15 protein-coding genes and 1 tRNA gene are annotated in these 13753 nt (G+C 69.3%); 3 read left to right on the top strand and 13 right to left on the bottom strand.

Features of this window, described 5'->3' with window-relative positions; translation table 11 throughout:
* Positions 1-58: 58 nt before the first annotated feature.
* The 3 genes from WFH44_RS01310 to WFH44_RS01300 all read right to left on the bottom strand — a co-directional run bounded on the left by WFH44_RS01310 (position 59) and on the right by WFH44_RS01300 (position 3535).
* Complete coding sequence (locus WFH44_RS01310) at positions 59-289, bottom strand: hypothetical protein (RefSeq protein WP_336711136.1); 231 nt, start codon at positions 287-289, stop codon at positions 59-61.
* Positions 290-443: 154 nt separating this feature from the next.
* Positions 444-923 carry a DUF4383 domain-containing protein gene (locus WFH44_RS01305; protein WP_336711133.1) on the bottom strand — a complete coding sequence of 160 codons (480 nt, stop codon included), beginning with the start codon at positions 921-923 and terminating at the stop codon, positions 444-446.
* Between the two features lie 116 nt (positions 924-1039).
* Positions 1040-3535, bottom strand: a complete 2496-nt coding sequence (locus WFH44_RS01300; RefSeq protein ID WP_336711130.1) for a hypothetical protein — start codon at positions 3533-3535, stop codon at positions 1040-1042.
* A gap of 508 nt (positions 3536-4043) precedes the next feature.
* Here WFH44_RS01300 and WFH44_RS01295 point away from each other — a divergent pair.
* On the top strand, positions 4044-4220 hold the full coding sequence (locus WFH44_RS01295) for a CsbD family protein (protein ID WP_336711128.1): 177 nt from the start codon (positions 4044-4046) through the stop codon (positions 4218-4220).
* Positions 4221-4429: 209 nt separating this feature from the next.
* On the opposite strand, the gene WFH44_RS01290 is transcribed toward WFH44_RS01295, so the two are convergent.
* Entirely contained in the window at positions 4430-4978 is a 549-nt protein-coding gene (locus tag WFH44_RS01290; RefSeq protein ID WP_336711126.1) for a hypothetical protein, read from the bottom strand.
* Positions 4979-5253: 275 nt separating this feature from the next.
* Positions 5254-7209, bottom strand: coding sequence for a hypothetical protein (locus WFH44_RS01285; protein WP_336711123.1), 1956 nt, complete (start codon positions 7207-7209; stop codon positions 5254-5256).
* Positions 7210-7614: 405 nt separating this feature from the next.
* Between WFH44_RS01285 and WFH44_RS01280 the strand changes: the two genes are divergently transcribed.
* Entirely contained in the window at positions 7615-8328 is a 714-nt protein-coding gene (locus WFH44_RS01280) for a hypothetical protein (RefSeq protein WP_336711121.1), read from the top strand.
* 124 nt (positions 8329-8452) lie between these two features.
* Here WFH44_RS01280 and WFH44_RS01275 read toward each other — a convergent pair whose 3' ends face one another.
* The 4 genes from WFH44_RS01275 to WFH44_RS01260 all read right to left on the bottom strand — a co-directional run bounded on the left by WFH44_RS01275 (position 8453) and on the right by WFH44_RS01260 (position 11864).
* A complete protein-coding gene (locus WFH44_RS01275; protein WP_262103571.1) occupies positions 8453-9433 on the bottom strand; it encodes a ribose-phosphate diphosphokinase in 981 nt (326 codons plus the stop codon).
* Entirely contained in the window at positions 9430-10938 is a 1509-nt protein-coding gene (glmU, locus tag WFH44_RS01270) for a bifunctional UDP-N-acetylglucosamine diphosphorylase/glucosamine-1-phosphate N-acetyltransferase GlmU (RefSeq protein WP_336711119.1), read from the bottom strand. Before glmU ends, WFH44_RS01275 begins: the two co-directional genes overlap by 4 nt.
* A 103-nt stretch (positions 10939-11041) precedes the next feature.
* A tRNA-Gln gene (locus WFH44_RS01265) sits at positions 11042-11113 on the bottom strand.
* A gap of 127 nt (positions 11114-11240) precedes the next feature.
* On the bottom strand, positions 11241-11864 hold the full coding sequence (locus WFH44_RS01260) for an SRPBCC domain-containing protein (protein WP_336711117.1): 624 nt from the start codon (positions 11862-11864) through the stop codon (positions 11241-11243).
* A 55-nt stretch (positions 11865-11919) separates the two neighbouring features.
* Here WFH44_RS01260 and WFH44_RS01255 point away from each other — a divergent pair, with 55 nt between their 5' ends.
* Positions 11920-12072, top strand: a complete 153-nt coding sequence (locus tag WFH44_RS01255; RefSeq protein ID WP_336711116.1) for a hypothetical protein — start codon at positions 11920-11922, stop codon at positions 12070-12072.
* On the opposite strand, the gene WFH44_RS01250 is transcribed toward WFH44_RS01255, so the two are convergent.
* The 4 genes from WFH44_RS01250 to WFH44_RS01235 form a co-directional block, all read right to left on the bottom strand.
* Positions 12053-12283, bottom strand: a complete 231-nt coding sequence (locus WFH44_RS01250) for a hypothetical protein (protein WP_336711114.1) — start codon at positions 12281-12283, stop codon at positions 12053-12055. The genes WFH44_RS01255 and WFH44_RS01250 overlap by 20 nt on opposite strands.
* 4 nt (positions 12284-12287) lie before the next feature.
* Positions 12288-12470, bottom strand: coding sequence for a YegP family protein (locus WFH44_RS01245; RefSeq protein WP_336711112.1), 183 nt, complete (start codon positions 12468-12470; stop codon positions 12288-12290).
* A 76-nt stretch (positions 12471-12546) separates the two neighbouring features.
* Positions 12547-13290 carry an MBL fold metallo-hydrolase gene (locus WFH44_RS01240; RefSeq protein ID WP_336711111.1) on the bottom strand — a complete coding sequence of 248 codons (744 nt, stop codon included), beginning with the start codon at positions 13288-13290 and terminating at the stop codon, positions 12547-12549.
* A gap of 66 nt (positions 13291-13356) precedes the next feature.
* A complete protein-coding gene (locus tag WFH44_RS01235; RefSeq protein ID WP_336711108.1) occupies positions 13357-13719 on the bottom strand; it encodes a YciI family protein in 363 nt (120 codons plus the stop codon).
* Positions 13720-13753: the final 34 nt, after the last annotated feature.

The following is a 13753-nucleotide window of genomic DNA, read 5'->3' as shown; positions in this document are numbered from 1 at the left end:
ATTCATCCGCCCACGTCAGGGGCACGCAGCCTTGGCTGCCCCTCCCCGCGGTGGCCTCTCAGTCGCGGACTTCGTCCGGCGGCTCGGTCCCGTCCGCAGGGGCGCGGATGTCCATGCGCCGCTCGTCCTCAATGATGCGCAGCATCTGCCGCTCGATCTTCGCCGCGGCCACGGGGCCGATCTTCGCGCGCAGCCGCCGCAGCTCCTCGGCAGCGATCCGCCGGCGCAGGGCATCGCGGTCGGCGACGCTCGCCGCGTTCTCCAACGCCCAACGGTGCTGCTCGAACATGTGGCTGTCCCGCTCTCCCTGCCGCCGCCCGCCCCGCCGAACCGCCCTGCGGCAGCCGGCTCCCCGGCGTCGTTCCTGGCTGTGGTTATCCCGTTCCCGGAACGGGCACAGAGTTGGGCCGGCTCCTCCCTAATGGGACAGCCGGCCCGTTCGATTACGGATGCGCCGTCCGGTGTCCGTGACCTTCGACCTTGCGGTCGCCGCTGGTGAGCAGCAGGCCGATGGCGATCATTGCGACGCCAAGGACGAAGTGCAGCCAGTCGTCCGCGGTATTCAGCGGGACGAAGTTGGCCGTGGCCTCGGGGCCGACGATCAGGCCGTAGATCCACAGCGCGAGGTACACCGCGCCGCCGTAGACCAGGTAGTTGCGGGCTCCCCAGGCGTTCCGGGCCGCCGCGACACCGACGATGCCGTACAGCAGGTGCACGATGTTGTGCAGGACGGAAACCTGGAACACGCCAAGCAGCATGGCCCCGGACATGTGCCCGGCGAAGGCCATCTCGTCATAGTTGGTAGTGATCCCGGGGATGAAGCCGAGGACGCCGACTACCAGGAACACGATGCCGACAGTCATCGCTGCCGTCCGGACTGCCGGATGCGCGCCGTGTGCATGAATGCTTTGTGATGCGGTCATAGCCGTCTTCCCATCTGTGGCCGCCTCTCCTGTCAGGATGGGCAGGACCCATGAGGCGTCCGCTGCTTTAAGGATAGATTCTGGCGGCGCGGGTGCAAGGGCAGGCGCCGCGCGGTCTACCGAGGGCTGCCTGCGTTTTCCAAACCGTTACCGGGAATGGCTGCACATGCACGGGCGGTGACGGTCCGTTCCAGCGTGGCGGTGTTCGCCAGCCCGGTGCGGTTGCCGCCGAAGCAGTCCAGCGCGGCGGCGGGCGTCTCCTTGTCGACGCGGATGCGCACGTCGATCAGGTAGACATGGGTGTCCATCACGCCGATGGTGCGGTCCAGCGCCAGCAGCTGTGCGGGATTCCGCAGCGGCCGGATCCACTCACCGGCATTGTCCGAGCCGAGCAGCATCCACTTCGCGGAGATGATGTTGATGCCCGGCCCGAAGTCCAGCGTGTCCATCAGGTTGTAGTTGGTCCCGGACATGACGGACGGGTTCTGCACGGCGACCTCGTAGGACACGTCCCACACCCCGTCGCCGGCCTTCTCGGACCGCACCGGTTCGCGGGCGCTGGTGGTCACGCGCAGCTTCGGCGCGTGCCAGTCGCTGGCCACCTGGCAGGCGATCTGCTGGCCGTAGCCGGGCGTGACGGAGGTTTCCCCGTACACCAGCTGGCCCGTCCCGCCGGTCAGCTCGCAGTTCCAGCGGCCGGGCGAGAATTCGGCCCCGCCGACAAAGCGCGGGCTCTCCCCCAGGTTGTACGTGGTTCCGGCGGCCACCTCGGCGGCGACGCCTGAGGTGCCGGCGACGGCGGGGTTGGCTTCCCCGCGGGGCGTCGCGGAGAGGTTCCAGTCGGCAGGGCTGACGCCGCGGACGGGTTCCGCCGAGGGGACCTTGACCAGCGTCAGCAGCTGCTGGCACTTCACCGAGGCAACGATGGTGACGGTATTGATCGACTTGAGCCGGCCGACCCGCCCCGCGCCGTCCATGCCGGCGGCCTCGCAGCCGGTGGGAAGCTCAAGGTCCTCGGCCAGCGAGACCGGAGTGCCGCCGTCGTACGCGTACCACGCGCCCCACTCTCCCTTGGCGACGCCGCCAGGACCGGCGGGCATCAGCAGCGCGGAGTCGAACCCCTTGGGCTGGGTGCCGCCGCGGTAGTGGGTGCCGTTGATGTTCCAGTCCTGTTCGACGGCGACACGCACCGGCAGCGGCTGGCAGGCCTTGGCCGTGAGGCCGTTGAGCTGCGCGCTGCTGGTCAGGCCGGTCCCGCGGCCGGAGTTGAAGCGGCAGTCCAGGTCCGCCGCGGGGGTCCCGGACGGGACCGAGACGACGGCCTCCACGTGGTAGGTGTGGACGATGTCGCGGTCCGTGTCGAAGCCGAGTTTCGTGCCGGCCGGAGCCAGCGTGGCCGTCCGGTTGGTGTCCGGCGCGGGCCAGATTCCGGACGCCGACGGCCCGTCTCCGGTGCGCTCCCAGCTGGCCGAGATGATGCTGACACCGGGGCCGAAGTCCAGGGTGTCCCGGAGGCCGTAGGGCTCGCCGGCGTCGTCCGAGGTATTGGTGACGGTGATGTCGTAGCCGACGGTCCAGACACCCGGTGCGCGTTCCTCCGGCGTGCCGGCGGTCTTCATCAGCTCCAGGTCGCCCTCGCTTTGGCCGCACTCGAGGTTGTTGCGGATGGTGTAGCGGTTCAGGCCATCGTCCAGTTCCGTGGTGAGGCCGGCGTCCGTCATGGACTCGGTCCCGTCGCCGTCGATCATGCTGCGGGAGACCAGCCGGCACTGCTTGCCCGTGGAGATGCTGCCCTTGATGGCGACCTCGCTGCCGTCCTCATAACCGGACTGCGCGACGCCGACGCGGGCGGGGTTGTTGGGGTCCGGGGAAATCAGCAGGCCGCCGTTGACGCCGAGGCTGGCGACTTCCTCGGAGGTGGCGGCGCGGCCGTTGATCTGCCAGGCCAGGTCGACCAGCAGCTGCGCGGCGGGACCGTCGCTGCCGGAGTCGTCCCCGGCGGCACCGTCCACGACGTCCGGGGCCTCGGTGACGGGCTTCTTGATGACGTCCGGGGTGCTGCCGTCCGGGTCCTCGTCGGAGCCGGGCTGGCCGCCGTCGTCCTTCTTGCCGTCCTTATCCGGATCTGCCGGTGTCGGCGGGTCGGCCGGATCCGCCGGTCCCGCGCCGGGATCGGTCGGCTCTGCCGGCGGGACACCCGGGTCCGTGCCGTCGGTGCCCGTGGCCGGCGGCACGACCGGCGGGTCCACGGCCGGCGGCGTCGTCGCAGGTGGAGTGGTGGCCGGCGGGGTGGTGGCCGGCGGAACCTCAGGGGCGGTCGACGGCGGGACCTCGGCCGGGGCAGGTGCGGGCGTCTGCGTTGCCGGCGGCGTGACCACGGGGTCGACGGCGGGCGGCTGCGGCGACGGGGATGAGGCCGGCGGTGTGACACCGGAAGGCGCGGGCGGGGCGGGAGTTGGCGAGGTGGACTGCGTCGGCGCAGAAGAAGCCGGCGCAGAAGACTCGGGCGCCTCGGGCGGCGACGGAACTGCCGTCGCCGATGCCGAATCGTCCCAGTACTCAGCCTGTTCCGTCGGCTCCGCCTCGGTGGCGCCGGCCCCCTGCCAGCCCATCAACAGCAGGGCACACGTGAGCAGAGCGGCGAGTACGGCCCTTAAGCCGAACGCCGAACGCCGTCGTCGTTGCCTCATGTACGCCCCCAACTGGCTGTACGTCACCCAAGTCCTGCAACGCCGTCGCCGGCGCCGCTGGCCCAGGCCAACCTCTACCTCTTCAAGACCCGGCGGTCCGGGTTCTCCGCCGCTTCCCCAAGGGGCCGCGGCGGAAATGGTGGCCGGAACGGTGCGCGTTCCCGGTCCACACCAACTGGTGCCGCCCCAACACCTTCGTGCGAGCCTTCCCGCCCCCAGCGGGAAATGCGTAGGTCCAAAGTATCAATGCGCCCTTGCAAACACCATAGGACCAGCTGGTGGGCCGCGGATTGGGGACAACATTTCCCTTCACCGAGGGCCCGGATCGAATTTCGGCCTTCGGACCACAGCGGCCGATCCTCCGGTTAGAGTAAAAACTAAGCCGACTGACAAACCGCCAGCCGGTACGACCAAACGAAGGGAGAAAACCATGGGTTTGGACGACAAGATCGAGAACGCAGCGGAACGCCTGGGCGGCCAGAGCAAGGAAGCCGCCGGCAAGGCCACCGACAACGAGAGCCTTGAAGCCGAAGGCAAGACTGATCAGAGCAAGGCGGACCTGAAGGACGCCGGCGAGAAGATCAAGGACGCCTTCAAGAAGGACTGATCCTTCCGGGCTCCGGATGAGGGGGTGCGGCCAGCGGGCCGCACCCCCTCATTTGTGTCCGTTTGCGACGGCGGCATCCCGGCTTCGCGTTCGTCCGCGACGGCCGCATCCCGGCTTCGCGTTCGTCCGCGGCGGCGGTGTCCCGGCTTCGCGTTCGTCCGCGGCGGCGGTGTCCCGGCTTCCCATCCGCATGCGACGGCGGGCGCGGCCTACGGCGCGTCAGCTGCGAGGCGCCGGACCCACTCTTGTGTCGGGCGGCCCAGGCGCCGGTCCGCCGCGACCTGCAGCTTCGCGGCGCGCCGGACAATCCGGTCCTCAGTCTCAGGCGACCAGTCCTGGCGCTGTTCCCGGTCCGGCCCCGGCTCCCGGTCCGGCCCTTGCTCTTTGTGGCCTAGCCCGTGCTCCGGCAGGGCCGACGGCCGCGACGCCCGGGCTAGGGGTTGTACCGCCGCCACCGAGAGGATTTCGATCTCCTCGTCCGTGGCGAGGCTGCTCGTGGCCAGGATGCCCAGGATGCCGAGTCCGGTTTCCTTCAGGGCCGGGTCCTCGGAGAGCGCCGCATTCAGCGCCCACTGCGCCCGACCCCACCACTCGCCGCGGCGGTCCGCCAAAGCCCGCTGCTTCAGGGCCTGCCACGCGATCGTTCCGGCGATCGCCGCCGCCAGCAGCGTGGCCAGCGGCGAGAGCGCACTCACGACCTCCCACCAGGCGACGTCTTGGTCGCCTGCGGCCTGCGCGACGATGATCAAGTTGTCCACGGCTCCATCATGCCCCCTCCGAACCGATGGCTGCGCCCGACTCCCCACCAGAAACCGTTGGCCTGTAATGGCTGGATAGGGGGCTCTATCCAGCCATTACAGGCCAACGGATTTATATACGAGTTTCCCGCTGCATAAGCGGGCCCCGGCACGCCGAGGCCGCCGGCCGGTTTCCCGGACGGCGGCCTCGGTTCTCGAAAGGCCGGCTCACGCGAGCCGGTCAGGCCGGCTCCGCAGCGTCGGCCGTTCCCCGGCCGGCCGCGGAGCCGGGTTGATCAGCCTTTCCTGCGCGACAGCCGCGTCGCCGCAGCACCGCCGAGGATCAGCAGCGCCGCGCCGGGCACCAGCCAGAGGCTGTCCGTGCCGGTCTGCGCGAGCTGCGGCCGAACCACCGGGGCCGGCTGCGGAGCCGCTGCACCGGGCGCCGGGGCGGCCGGGGCGGGAGCGGGCGACGGAGCCGGGGTCGGGGCCGGCGACGGAGTCGGCGCGGTTTCCTCTTCCTCTTCCTCGCCGTGCTCGTACTCCTCTTCTTCCTCGCCGTGTTCGTACTCTTCCTCCGGGACCTCGACTTCGGCGCAGGCCTCGGCCTCGTACTTGTGGTTCAGCACGGCGCGGTTCAGCAGGCCGGTGCCGTCGTCCCCGTTCAGCTCGCAGTCCAGCTGGTCCTCGTCCGCGTCCTCATCAACCTCGACGCGCACCCAGACGTTGTAGGTGTGGACGGAGTCGGCCTCGATCTCGCGATCGTCCGCCAGAGTCGCCGTCGGGTCATCGGACGGATCGGACCAGACGCCCTCCTCGTCGTCGGAATCCAGGAGCCACGCCGCATCCGTGGCGGTAATGCCCTCGCCGAATTCCAGCGTGTCCGCGAGGTCATAGTCGCGGTCGGCGAACTTGGACGGGTTGGTCACGGTGACCTCGTAGTCGATCTCCCAGATGCCGGCGCCGACATCGATGGCGTCCCCGGCGCTCTTCTCGATCTCGAGGTGCTTGGCATGGAGCTCGTTGGTGGCGGTGCAGGTGACGCTCTGGCCATGATCCGGGCTGACCGTGTCGCCGTCCTGCCGCACCTCGCCGTAGTCGGCCTCGCAGGACCAGCCGCCCTCCTCGAACTCGTCGCTGCCGTCGAAATCGGCCTCCTCGTCGAGCGTGTAGGTGGTCCCGGCGTCGACGCGAGCGGACACCCCGCTGTGGCCCTCGACGGTGGCATCCTCGCCCTCGACGGTGGCGGTGAGCCAGAACCAGCCCTCTTCTTCCGAGTAGCCGTACGGCTCGATCTTCTTGACGAGCTTCAGGGTCGTTTCGCAGTTGACTGTATTGACGACGACGAACTCGTTGGCGCCATGGTCCAGCTCGAAGGTTCCGACGCCGTCCTTGCTCTCAAGCCAGCAGCTGTCGGGGAGGTCGGTCTCCTCCTTGATCGTCACGTCCTTGCCGTGCCGGTAGTCGCCGTAGGCGTAGCCCCACTCGGCGTCGCTGAACTGATCCTCGTCCTTCGGCTGCGAGAGCTTCAGGTCGGCGTCGAAGCCGTCCGGCTGCTCGCCCTCGGCATAGTACTCGCCGTCGATGTACCACTTCTTGTCCACGCGGACGGAGGCCTCTTTGCCGTGGCCGCCGGACTCGTCGTGCTCGGATTCTTCCTCGTGCTCGGACTCTTCCTCGTGCTCGGACTCTTCCTCGTGCTCGGCTTCCTGCTCGCCTTCGGCCTCCGACTCCGTCTCGGCCTGCTGCCCGGAGTCCTCGCCCTCGGCGCCTGCTCCGGCGGGGCCCCCAGCCTCGTCGACCGCTGCCTCGGGCGCCGGGGCCGTTTCCGGCTCTGCCGCGTCGGGTCCCGGTGTCTGTACAGCCTCCGGTGCGGGCACTGGGTCCGCCGGCGCGGGAGCAGGAGCCGGTTCCACCGCGGCCGGTTCCGCAAAAGTCTGTGCCGCCGGGGCCTGCTGTGCCACAGGCTCGCTTGCAGCCGCCGGCGCGGCCGGCTCTGCTGCCGCGGCTTCGGCAACCACGGCTCCGGCCGGTGCGGCCGCCGCCTTTTTGACCAGCTCGGCCGCACTGTCGACGGGAGGTGAGCCCCCGCCGTCGTCCGCTATAGCCGCCGGCATCACGCCGCCGACGGTCAACGCGCACACCGCCGCGGCGCCAAGCGCCCCTCGCAGCCGCCTGCGCGCCGTAGTGCCGCCGGACCGGCTTCCACCGTCCCCGTCCGGCCGGCCGTACCAATGCATGGAATCACCCATATCGAAGTTCCCTCTCGCCGGCCCGTCAGCGGGCCGTCCCAGGTGCGAATGTGCGGACCCGTTCCCCCGTCCGCCTGACACATGAGCGCGCCGAAGCACGCTGCGGCCGCCCCTCCGGCCGGCCGCACCACGCAGCCTCCCCCAGGGGCTGCGTCCCCGACGGCCGCCTCCGCCCGCACTGCAGTGCGCGCAGAAACCACCGACCGCCGGCCGTCCTGACGGAGAGGATCCGGCGAGGATCCGGCGGTATTCGAAAGCGTAGTGGCGCACCCGCGGCGGGGCTAGGTGAATCCATTAGTTAGTTGGCCGCGGGGCCGGATTCCCAAGGATTTTTCAAGGTTCCGCCCGGCCCGGGCGGGGCAAAGGGCCCATGACACCCGGGGCGCCGATTGGAATACTGGGGCCATGCAGGCGAGCGGCAAGGACCAGCGCGGGATGTCGGACCGGAGCCTCGGCCTGCTGGCCGACGGCTTGCTCGCGGCCGTGGGGTACGACGCCGTGCTCCGCCCGTGGATGCGCAACTGGGGAAGCACAGCCGCCGAGCGGGCAATGCGGCTGGCGGGCGACGACGTACCGGCGGACGTGCCCGAGCACTACACGAAGGGCGTGACCATCGAGGCCGACCCCGAGGACGTGTGGCCGTGGCTGGTGCAGATCGGCGACCGGCGGGCCGGGTTCTACAGCTATGACTGGCTCGAGCGGCTCCTCTTCCCCGGGCTGGTGCACTACGCGGAGCGGACGCATTCGGCGCGGCGGATCCACCCGGAGCTGCAGGACCTGCGGGTCGGCGACCGGATCAATACCGGCTCCGTTGGGAAGCTGTCGGTCGGCACCGAGGTTACCGTGCTCGAGCCCGGCCGGGCGCTGGTAGTGGGAACGTGGGCATTCATCCTGCAGCCGATGCGCGGCGGCCGGACGCGTTTGCTGGTCCGGGACCGGGACACCGGCTGGCTCAGGCTGCTGGTGCCGCGGCGGTTCGCGCTGGCGCGGCTGGGGCTGGGCCTCGTCGACTACCTGGTCGGCGATCCGCTGCACTTCGTCATGGAGCGCCGCATGATGCTGGGGCTCAAGCAGCGGGCGGAGTGCAGCCGCCGGCTCGAGACCCTGCTGAGCGCGTAGCGGCAAAAGGGCCGCTACCTCGGACGAATCCGCCCGGCAAAGGGCCCAACGACTGAGCAGCTGAGGCCCGCTTTCCGTTCAGGAAGGGGCCTCAGCTGCTCAATCGATGCGGTGTGGCAGCCTGTCAGGCCTTGCCGTCGAACAGGCTGGTGACGGATCCGTCGTCGAACACTTCGCGGATGGCACGGGCGATCAGCGGGGCGATCGACAGCACGGTCAGCTGCGGGAACTGCTTCTCCGCCGGGATCGGCAGCGTGTCGGTCACGACGACCTCGCGCGCACCCGATTCGGCGAGGCGGCGTGCGGCCGGGTCCGAGAACACGGCGTGCGTGCAGGCGATGATGACGTCCTTGGCGCCGGCGTTCTTCAGCACCTGCACGGCGCCGGAGATCGTGCCGCCGGTATCGATCATGTCGTCGATGAGCACGCATTCGCGGCCCTCGATCTGGCCGACGACCTGCTTGGACACGGCCTGGTTCGGCACGTTCACGTCGCGCGACTTATGCACGAAGGCCAGCGGTGCCCCGCCGAGCCGCTCGGCCCACTGTTCGGCGACGCGGACGCGGCCGGTGTCCGGGGAGACGACGGTGACGTTGTCCAGGTCCACGCGGGTCCGCATGTAGTCGGCCAGCAGCGGGATGGCCATCAGGTGGTCCACCGGACCGTCGAAGAAGCCCTGGATCTGCGCGGTGTGCAGGTCCACCGAGATCAGCCGGTCCGCGCCGGCCGTCTTGTAGAGGTCAGCCACCAGGCGGGCGGAAATCGGCTCGCGGCCGCGGTGCTTCTTGTCCTGCCGCGCGTACGGGTAGAACGGGGCGACCACGGTGATGCGCTTGGCCGAGGCACGCTTGAGCGTGTCCACCATGATCAGGTGTTCCATCAGCCATTCGTTGATCGGGGCCGGGTGCGCCTGGATCACGAAGGCGTCCGTGCCGCGCACGCTCTCTTCGAAGCGGACGTAGATCTCACCGTTGGCGAAGTCGTAGGCGCTGGTGGGGAGCAGATCGATCTCCAGCTCCTTCGCGATCTCCCTGGCGAGCTCGGGGTGGGCCCTGCCCGAGGCAAGGACGAGCCTCTTTTCGCCTTGGGACTTGATTCCGGTCATGAATGATCACTTTCTGATGGGGTGGGGGTGGGGGAAGTCTGCTGGGCGGATTGCGCTGCGTCGGCGGCCGTCGCGGCGGCGGTTCCGGCGCGGTTCTGCTGGACCCAGCCCTCGAGGTTGCGCTGGGCGGCCACGTTCAGGGCCAGCGCGCCGGGCGGCACGTCCTTGCGGATCACGGCGCCGGCACCGGAGTACGCGCCGTCGCCGATCTGCACCGGTGCCACGAACACGGTGTTGGAGCCGGTGCGCACCTCCGAGCCGATGACCGTGCGGTGCTTGTTCACGCCGTCGTAGTTGGCCGTGATGTTGCCGCAGCCGATGTTCGAGTTCTCCCCGATTTCGGCATCCCCGGCGTAGCCGAGGTGGCTGAGCTTGGAGCCCTTGCCGATGACCACGTTCTTGGTCTCATAGAAGGCGCCGATCTTGCCCTTCTCCCCCAGCTGCGTGCCCGGCCGCAGGTACGTGAACGGGCCGACCTTGGCGTTCGGACCGATCCGGCTGTCCGAGCCGTGGGTGCGGGTGACGGTGGCGCCCTCGTCGATGACCACGTTGGTCAGCGTGCAGTCCGGACCAACGACGGCGTTGCCCGCCACGTGCGTCGCCCCGTGCAGCTGGGTGCCGGGCAGCAGCGTCACGTCCGTACCGAAGGTCACGGTGGAATCGATCCAGGTGGTGGCCGGATCCACGATGCTCACGCCGGCACGCATTGCCGCCTCGCACACGCGGCGGTTGTGCTCCGCGCCGAGCTGGGCCAGCTGGACGCGGTCGTTGGCGCCCTCGACCTGCCACCGGTCCGTGGTGACCACCGCGGCCACCCGGCCCCCGGCGTCGTTGGCTATGGCCAGCACGTCGGTGAGGTACTTCTCCCCCTGCGCGTTGTCCGTGGTGATCTGCTTCAGCGCGTCGCGCAGCATCTTCGCGTCGAAGGCGTAGATGCCCGAGTTGATTTCGCGGATGGCGCGCTGTTCCTCGGAGGCGTCCTTGTGCTCGACGATCCCCTGCACGGTGCCGTCCGCGCTGCGGATGATCCGTCCGTAGCCGGCGGCATCGTCCAGCACCGCGGTCAGCACGGTCACGGCGTTGCCGTCCCGGTCATGGGTGGCGACAAGTTCGCGCAGCAGGTCCGTGGTGAGCAGCGGCACATCGCCGTAGGTGACGACGACGGTGCCGTCCAGCTCCGCGGGCAGCGCCTCGAGGCCCACCTCGACCGCGCGTCCCGTGCCCGGAACCTCGTCCTGGTCCACGATCAGCGCGTCCGCGTCCAGGTCCTGGATGTGCTCGGCGACGCGGTCCCGTTCGTGGCGGACGACGGCGGCGAGCACCTGGGGTACCAGCCCGCGGGCTGCGGCGAGGGCGTGGCCGACCATGGAGATGCCGCCGATCTCGTGGAGGATCTTCGGCTTTTGCGACTTCATCCGGGTGCCGGCGCCTGCGGCGAGAACGATGACCGCCGCCGGATTCTGCGCCGGCGCTGGGTTGGCTGGACTGTTGTCTGTGGGGCTCACTAAGTGGCACTCCTACCCGGATAGGGATCCGTCTTGAAGCTCAGCAGGGACTAAAGCCATGCTACTTGCCGGAAGCGGCACCGCCCGCGGCGGGCCGTCCGCGTTCCGCCCCTAGGACTCGAACCTAGACTCCACGGCTCCAAAGGCCGGGGTGCTGCCATTACACCAGGGCGGACCGTGCCGCGCTGCGCAGGGCGGCACACCCCGTGCTGCTTGGCACAAGAAATCATTTTGCCACGTTTGCCGAGCCCGATGCGACTTGGGACCGGCGCGGCGCAGATACCGGGCCGGCCGGATCCGGGTCAGTTTACGGCGCCGGGATCATCGGTGAACTGCGCCGTGGCGACCGCGACGCCCTGCTCGATCTCCTCGGCCGTCGCGGTGCCCGAGGCTTCGGCGGCGGCGGCCCAGGCATCGATCGACTGCTGCGAGGCCTCCCGGACCTCCCGTGAGTTCTCCCACTCGCTCGGATCTCCGGTGAACCTTCCGGCGAGGAACAGGCCGAGGGCCACGAGCGCCAGGTCCCAGCCCGGTCCGACGAAGAGCGCGCCGGCACCGCTGCCTGCGGTTTCCAGGTCCACGGTGTGTTCGAATTCCAGGGCCGTGTGGCTCCCGCGCTCGGCGAGCCGGATCTCCACCACGCTGGTCGGGCTGCCGAAGGTCAGCCGCAACAAAGCCGGAGCCTCGCATTTGAGGATGTTGCCGGCTGCGTTCCCCTCCAGCTGGAAGGTTCCGCCCGGCTCGAGCTCGCCGGAGACCGGCAGGAACCAGCGCCGCAGCATCGCTGGATCCGTCAGGGCCTTCCACACGTCCTCGGCGGCGGCCTGGTACTCACGGCGCAGCAGCAGGCCGATCCCCTCGAGGCCGTCGGCCCGGATCTGGTGGACGGAACGCTGCAGATCGTTGAGTTCGCTGGTGATATCCATGGTTCCATCCAAACATGCGGCACTGACGCCAACGCCGGCAAGGCATACTAAAACCATGAAGCAGCTGCTCATCTTCCTGGCCATTGCCGCAATCGTCCTGCTGGTCCTTGGCCTCGCTGTGCAGACGGTGCGGCTGCTGGTCTACCTCGGCACCGGCGTGCTGATCGTGGCCGGAATCCTCTACTTCCTCAGGCGGGACCGGGACTGACCGAGCGCTCCAGGTTGCGGACCGAGAGTTCAAGTTCCACCAGCGACTGCCGCAGCAGCGTCTGGTCGGAGGCGATGCCGGCCCGGCCGTTGCATTCCCGGAACACTTCCTCCTGCAGCCGTCCCGCCAGCTGCTCCAGCTCGGCGTTGGACAGCGCGGCCAGGTCGGTGGGGAACGGGTCCTTCGGCGTCAGTGCCCTGCCTTTGTTCACCGTGCTACCTGCCCGTCCGGTCCTTGATCAGGGAGCTGGCGGCGCAATTGCGCGTGATGTCGATGGCATCGACGGCGTCCGATTTTGACGTATGGGGAACGGATTCGGCGACCAGGCGGCCGTCGTCGTCGATGATCCTGAAGCGGAACTTTGCATCGGAGTCCTGATACAGCTCGAATGCGCCCATGTCGGACCTTTCTTCGCGTACTCGCCGGTGAGTAGGGGAAGCCTAGCACTACCCACCGGTAGCTCCGCTAGGGGCTCTAGCTGGCGCCGCGTTGCACGGCCTGTTCGACGGCGCCTGCCACCCCGTCGCGCCAGGGTTCGCCGTGGCCGGGCAAGGCGGCCCGGGCGCCGGTCGCGGCCAGCGCCGCGAGGGATTCCAGCGCCCGGCGGGTATCGGCCGTCGCCGCCGCCGAGACGATGTGCGCCCCCTTCGTTCCGGTGTAAGGGTCCAGGGTCACCAGGGCGTCGCCGGTCAGGACGGCGTCCCGATCGGGAAAATGCAGGGCACAGTGGCCCGCGGTGTGGCCCGGCGTGTAAATGATCCGGGGCCTTCCGGGCAGGCCCCCGACAGCCTCGTCCTGCAGCCGGCGCACCTTGCCGACGCCCTTGACGTTCAGCGCGCCGCCGGCCGCCATGCGCGCCAGGATGGGAATACAGCGCGGGTACCTCAATGGGTACAGCAGCCGGCTCGTTTCGTGCCTGTAGCGGTAAGGATGGGCGGCTATGTAGGCGTCGCCGGAGTGGACATAGATGGGGATGTCGAGCTCACGCTGCAGCCTGGCGGCGAACCCGACGTGGTCGAAGTGCCCGTGGGTCAGGATGAGCGCTTCGACGTCCCTCGGCGAGCGCCCGAGTTCGCGGATCGCCTGTCCGGTCATCCGCCACATCGCGGGCAGGCCTGCGTCGACGAGGAGCAGGCGGCCTCCGTCCTCGACGATGTAGCAATTGACGTCTGCATGCTCGATCAGGTGGATGCCGTCGGCGACGCTGCGGTGGAACATGTGCTTCTCCTGCTTCCCGGGGTGTGATGGTGCAGCCTTCTCCCCATCGTGGCAGCAGAGCGGGCTCTAGGGCAGATGATCGAGCATCTCGCCTTGGAACTCCCGGACCTCCACCGGGAGCGTGGTGGCCCGTGCAAGCTTGCGTGCCCAGCCGAGGGCTTCCTTGAAGTCCCGCGCCTTCAGGATGGTCAGCCCGCCGACATGTTCACGCCCTGGATCGTACGGCCCCTCGGCTATCACGACTTCGCCCTCCCGGAGGCGGGCGACGGCCGCGGCGGCGGGCGGCTGCAGGCCCCCGGCAAAGACCCAGGCGTCCGCGGCCTTGAGCTCGGCATTGAACGTCTCGACGTGCCGCATGATCGGCTCCAACACCTCGGGCGCGGGCGGACCGCCGTCGGGCTGCTGGATGGCGAGCAAAAAGTGCTTCATGCGTGCAAAGTACTCCTTCTTGCTTGGAGCCACC

The organism is Arthrobacter sp. USHLN218 (assembly GCF_037144715.1).
Taxonomy (GTDB): domain Bacteria; phylum Actinomycetota; class Actinomycetes; order Actinomycetales; family Micrococcaceae; genus Crystallibacter.
The sequence above is the reverse complement of the archived record's forward strand: the minus strand, read 5'-3'. Positions and strand labels throughout refer to the sequence as shown.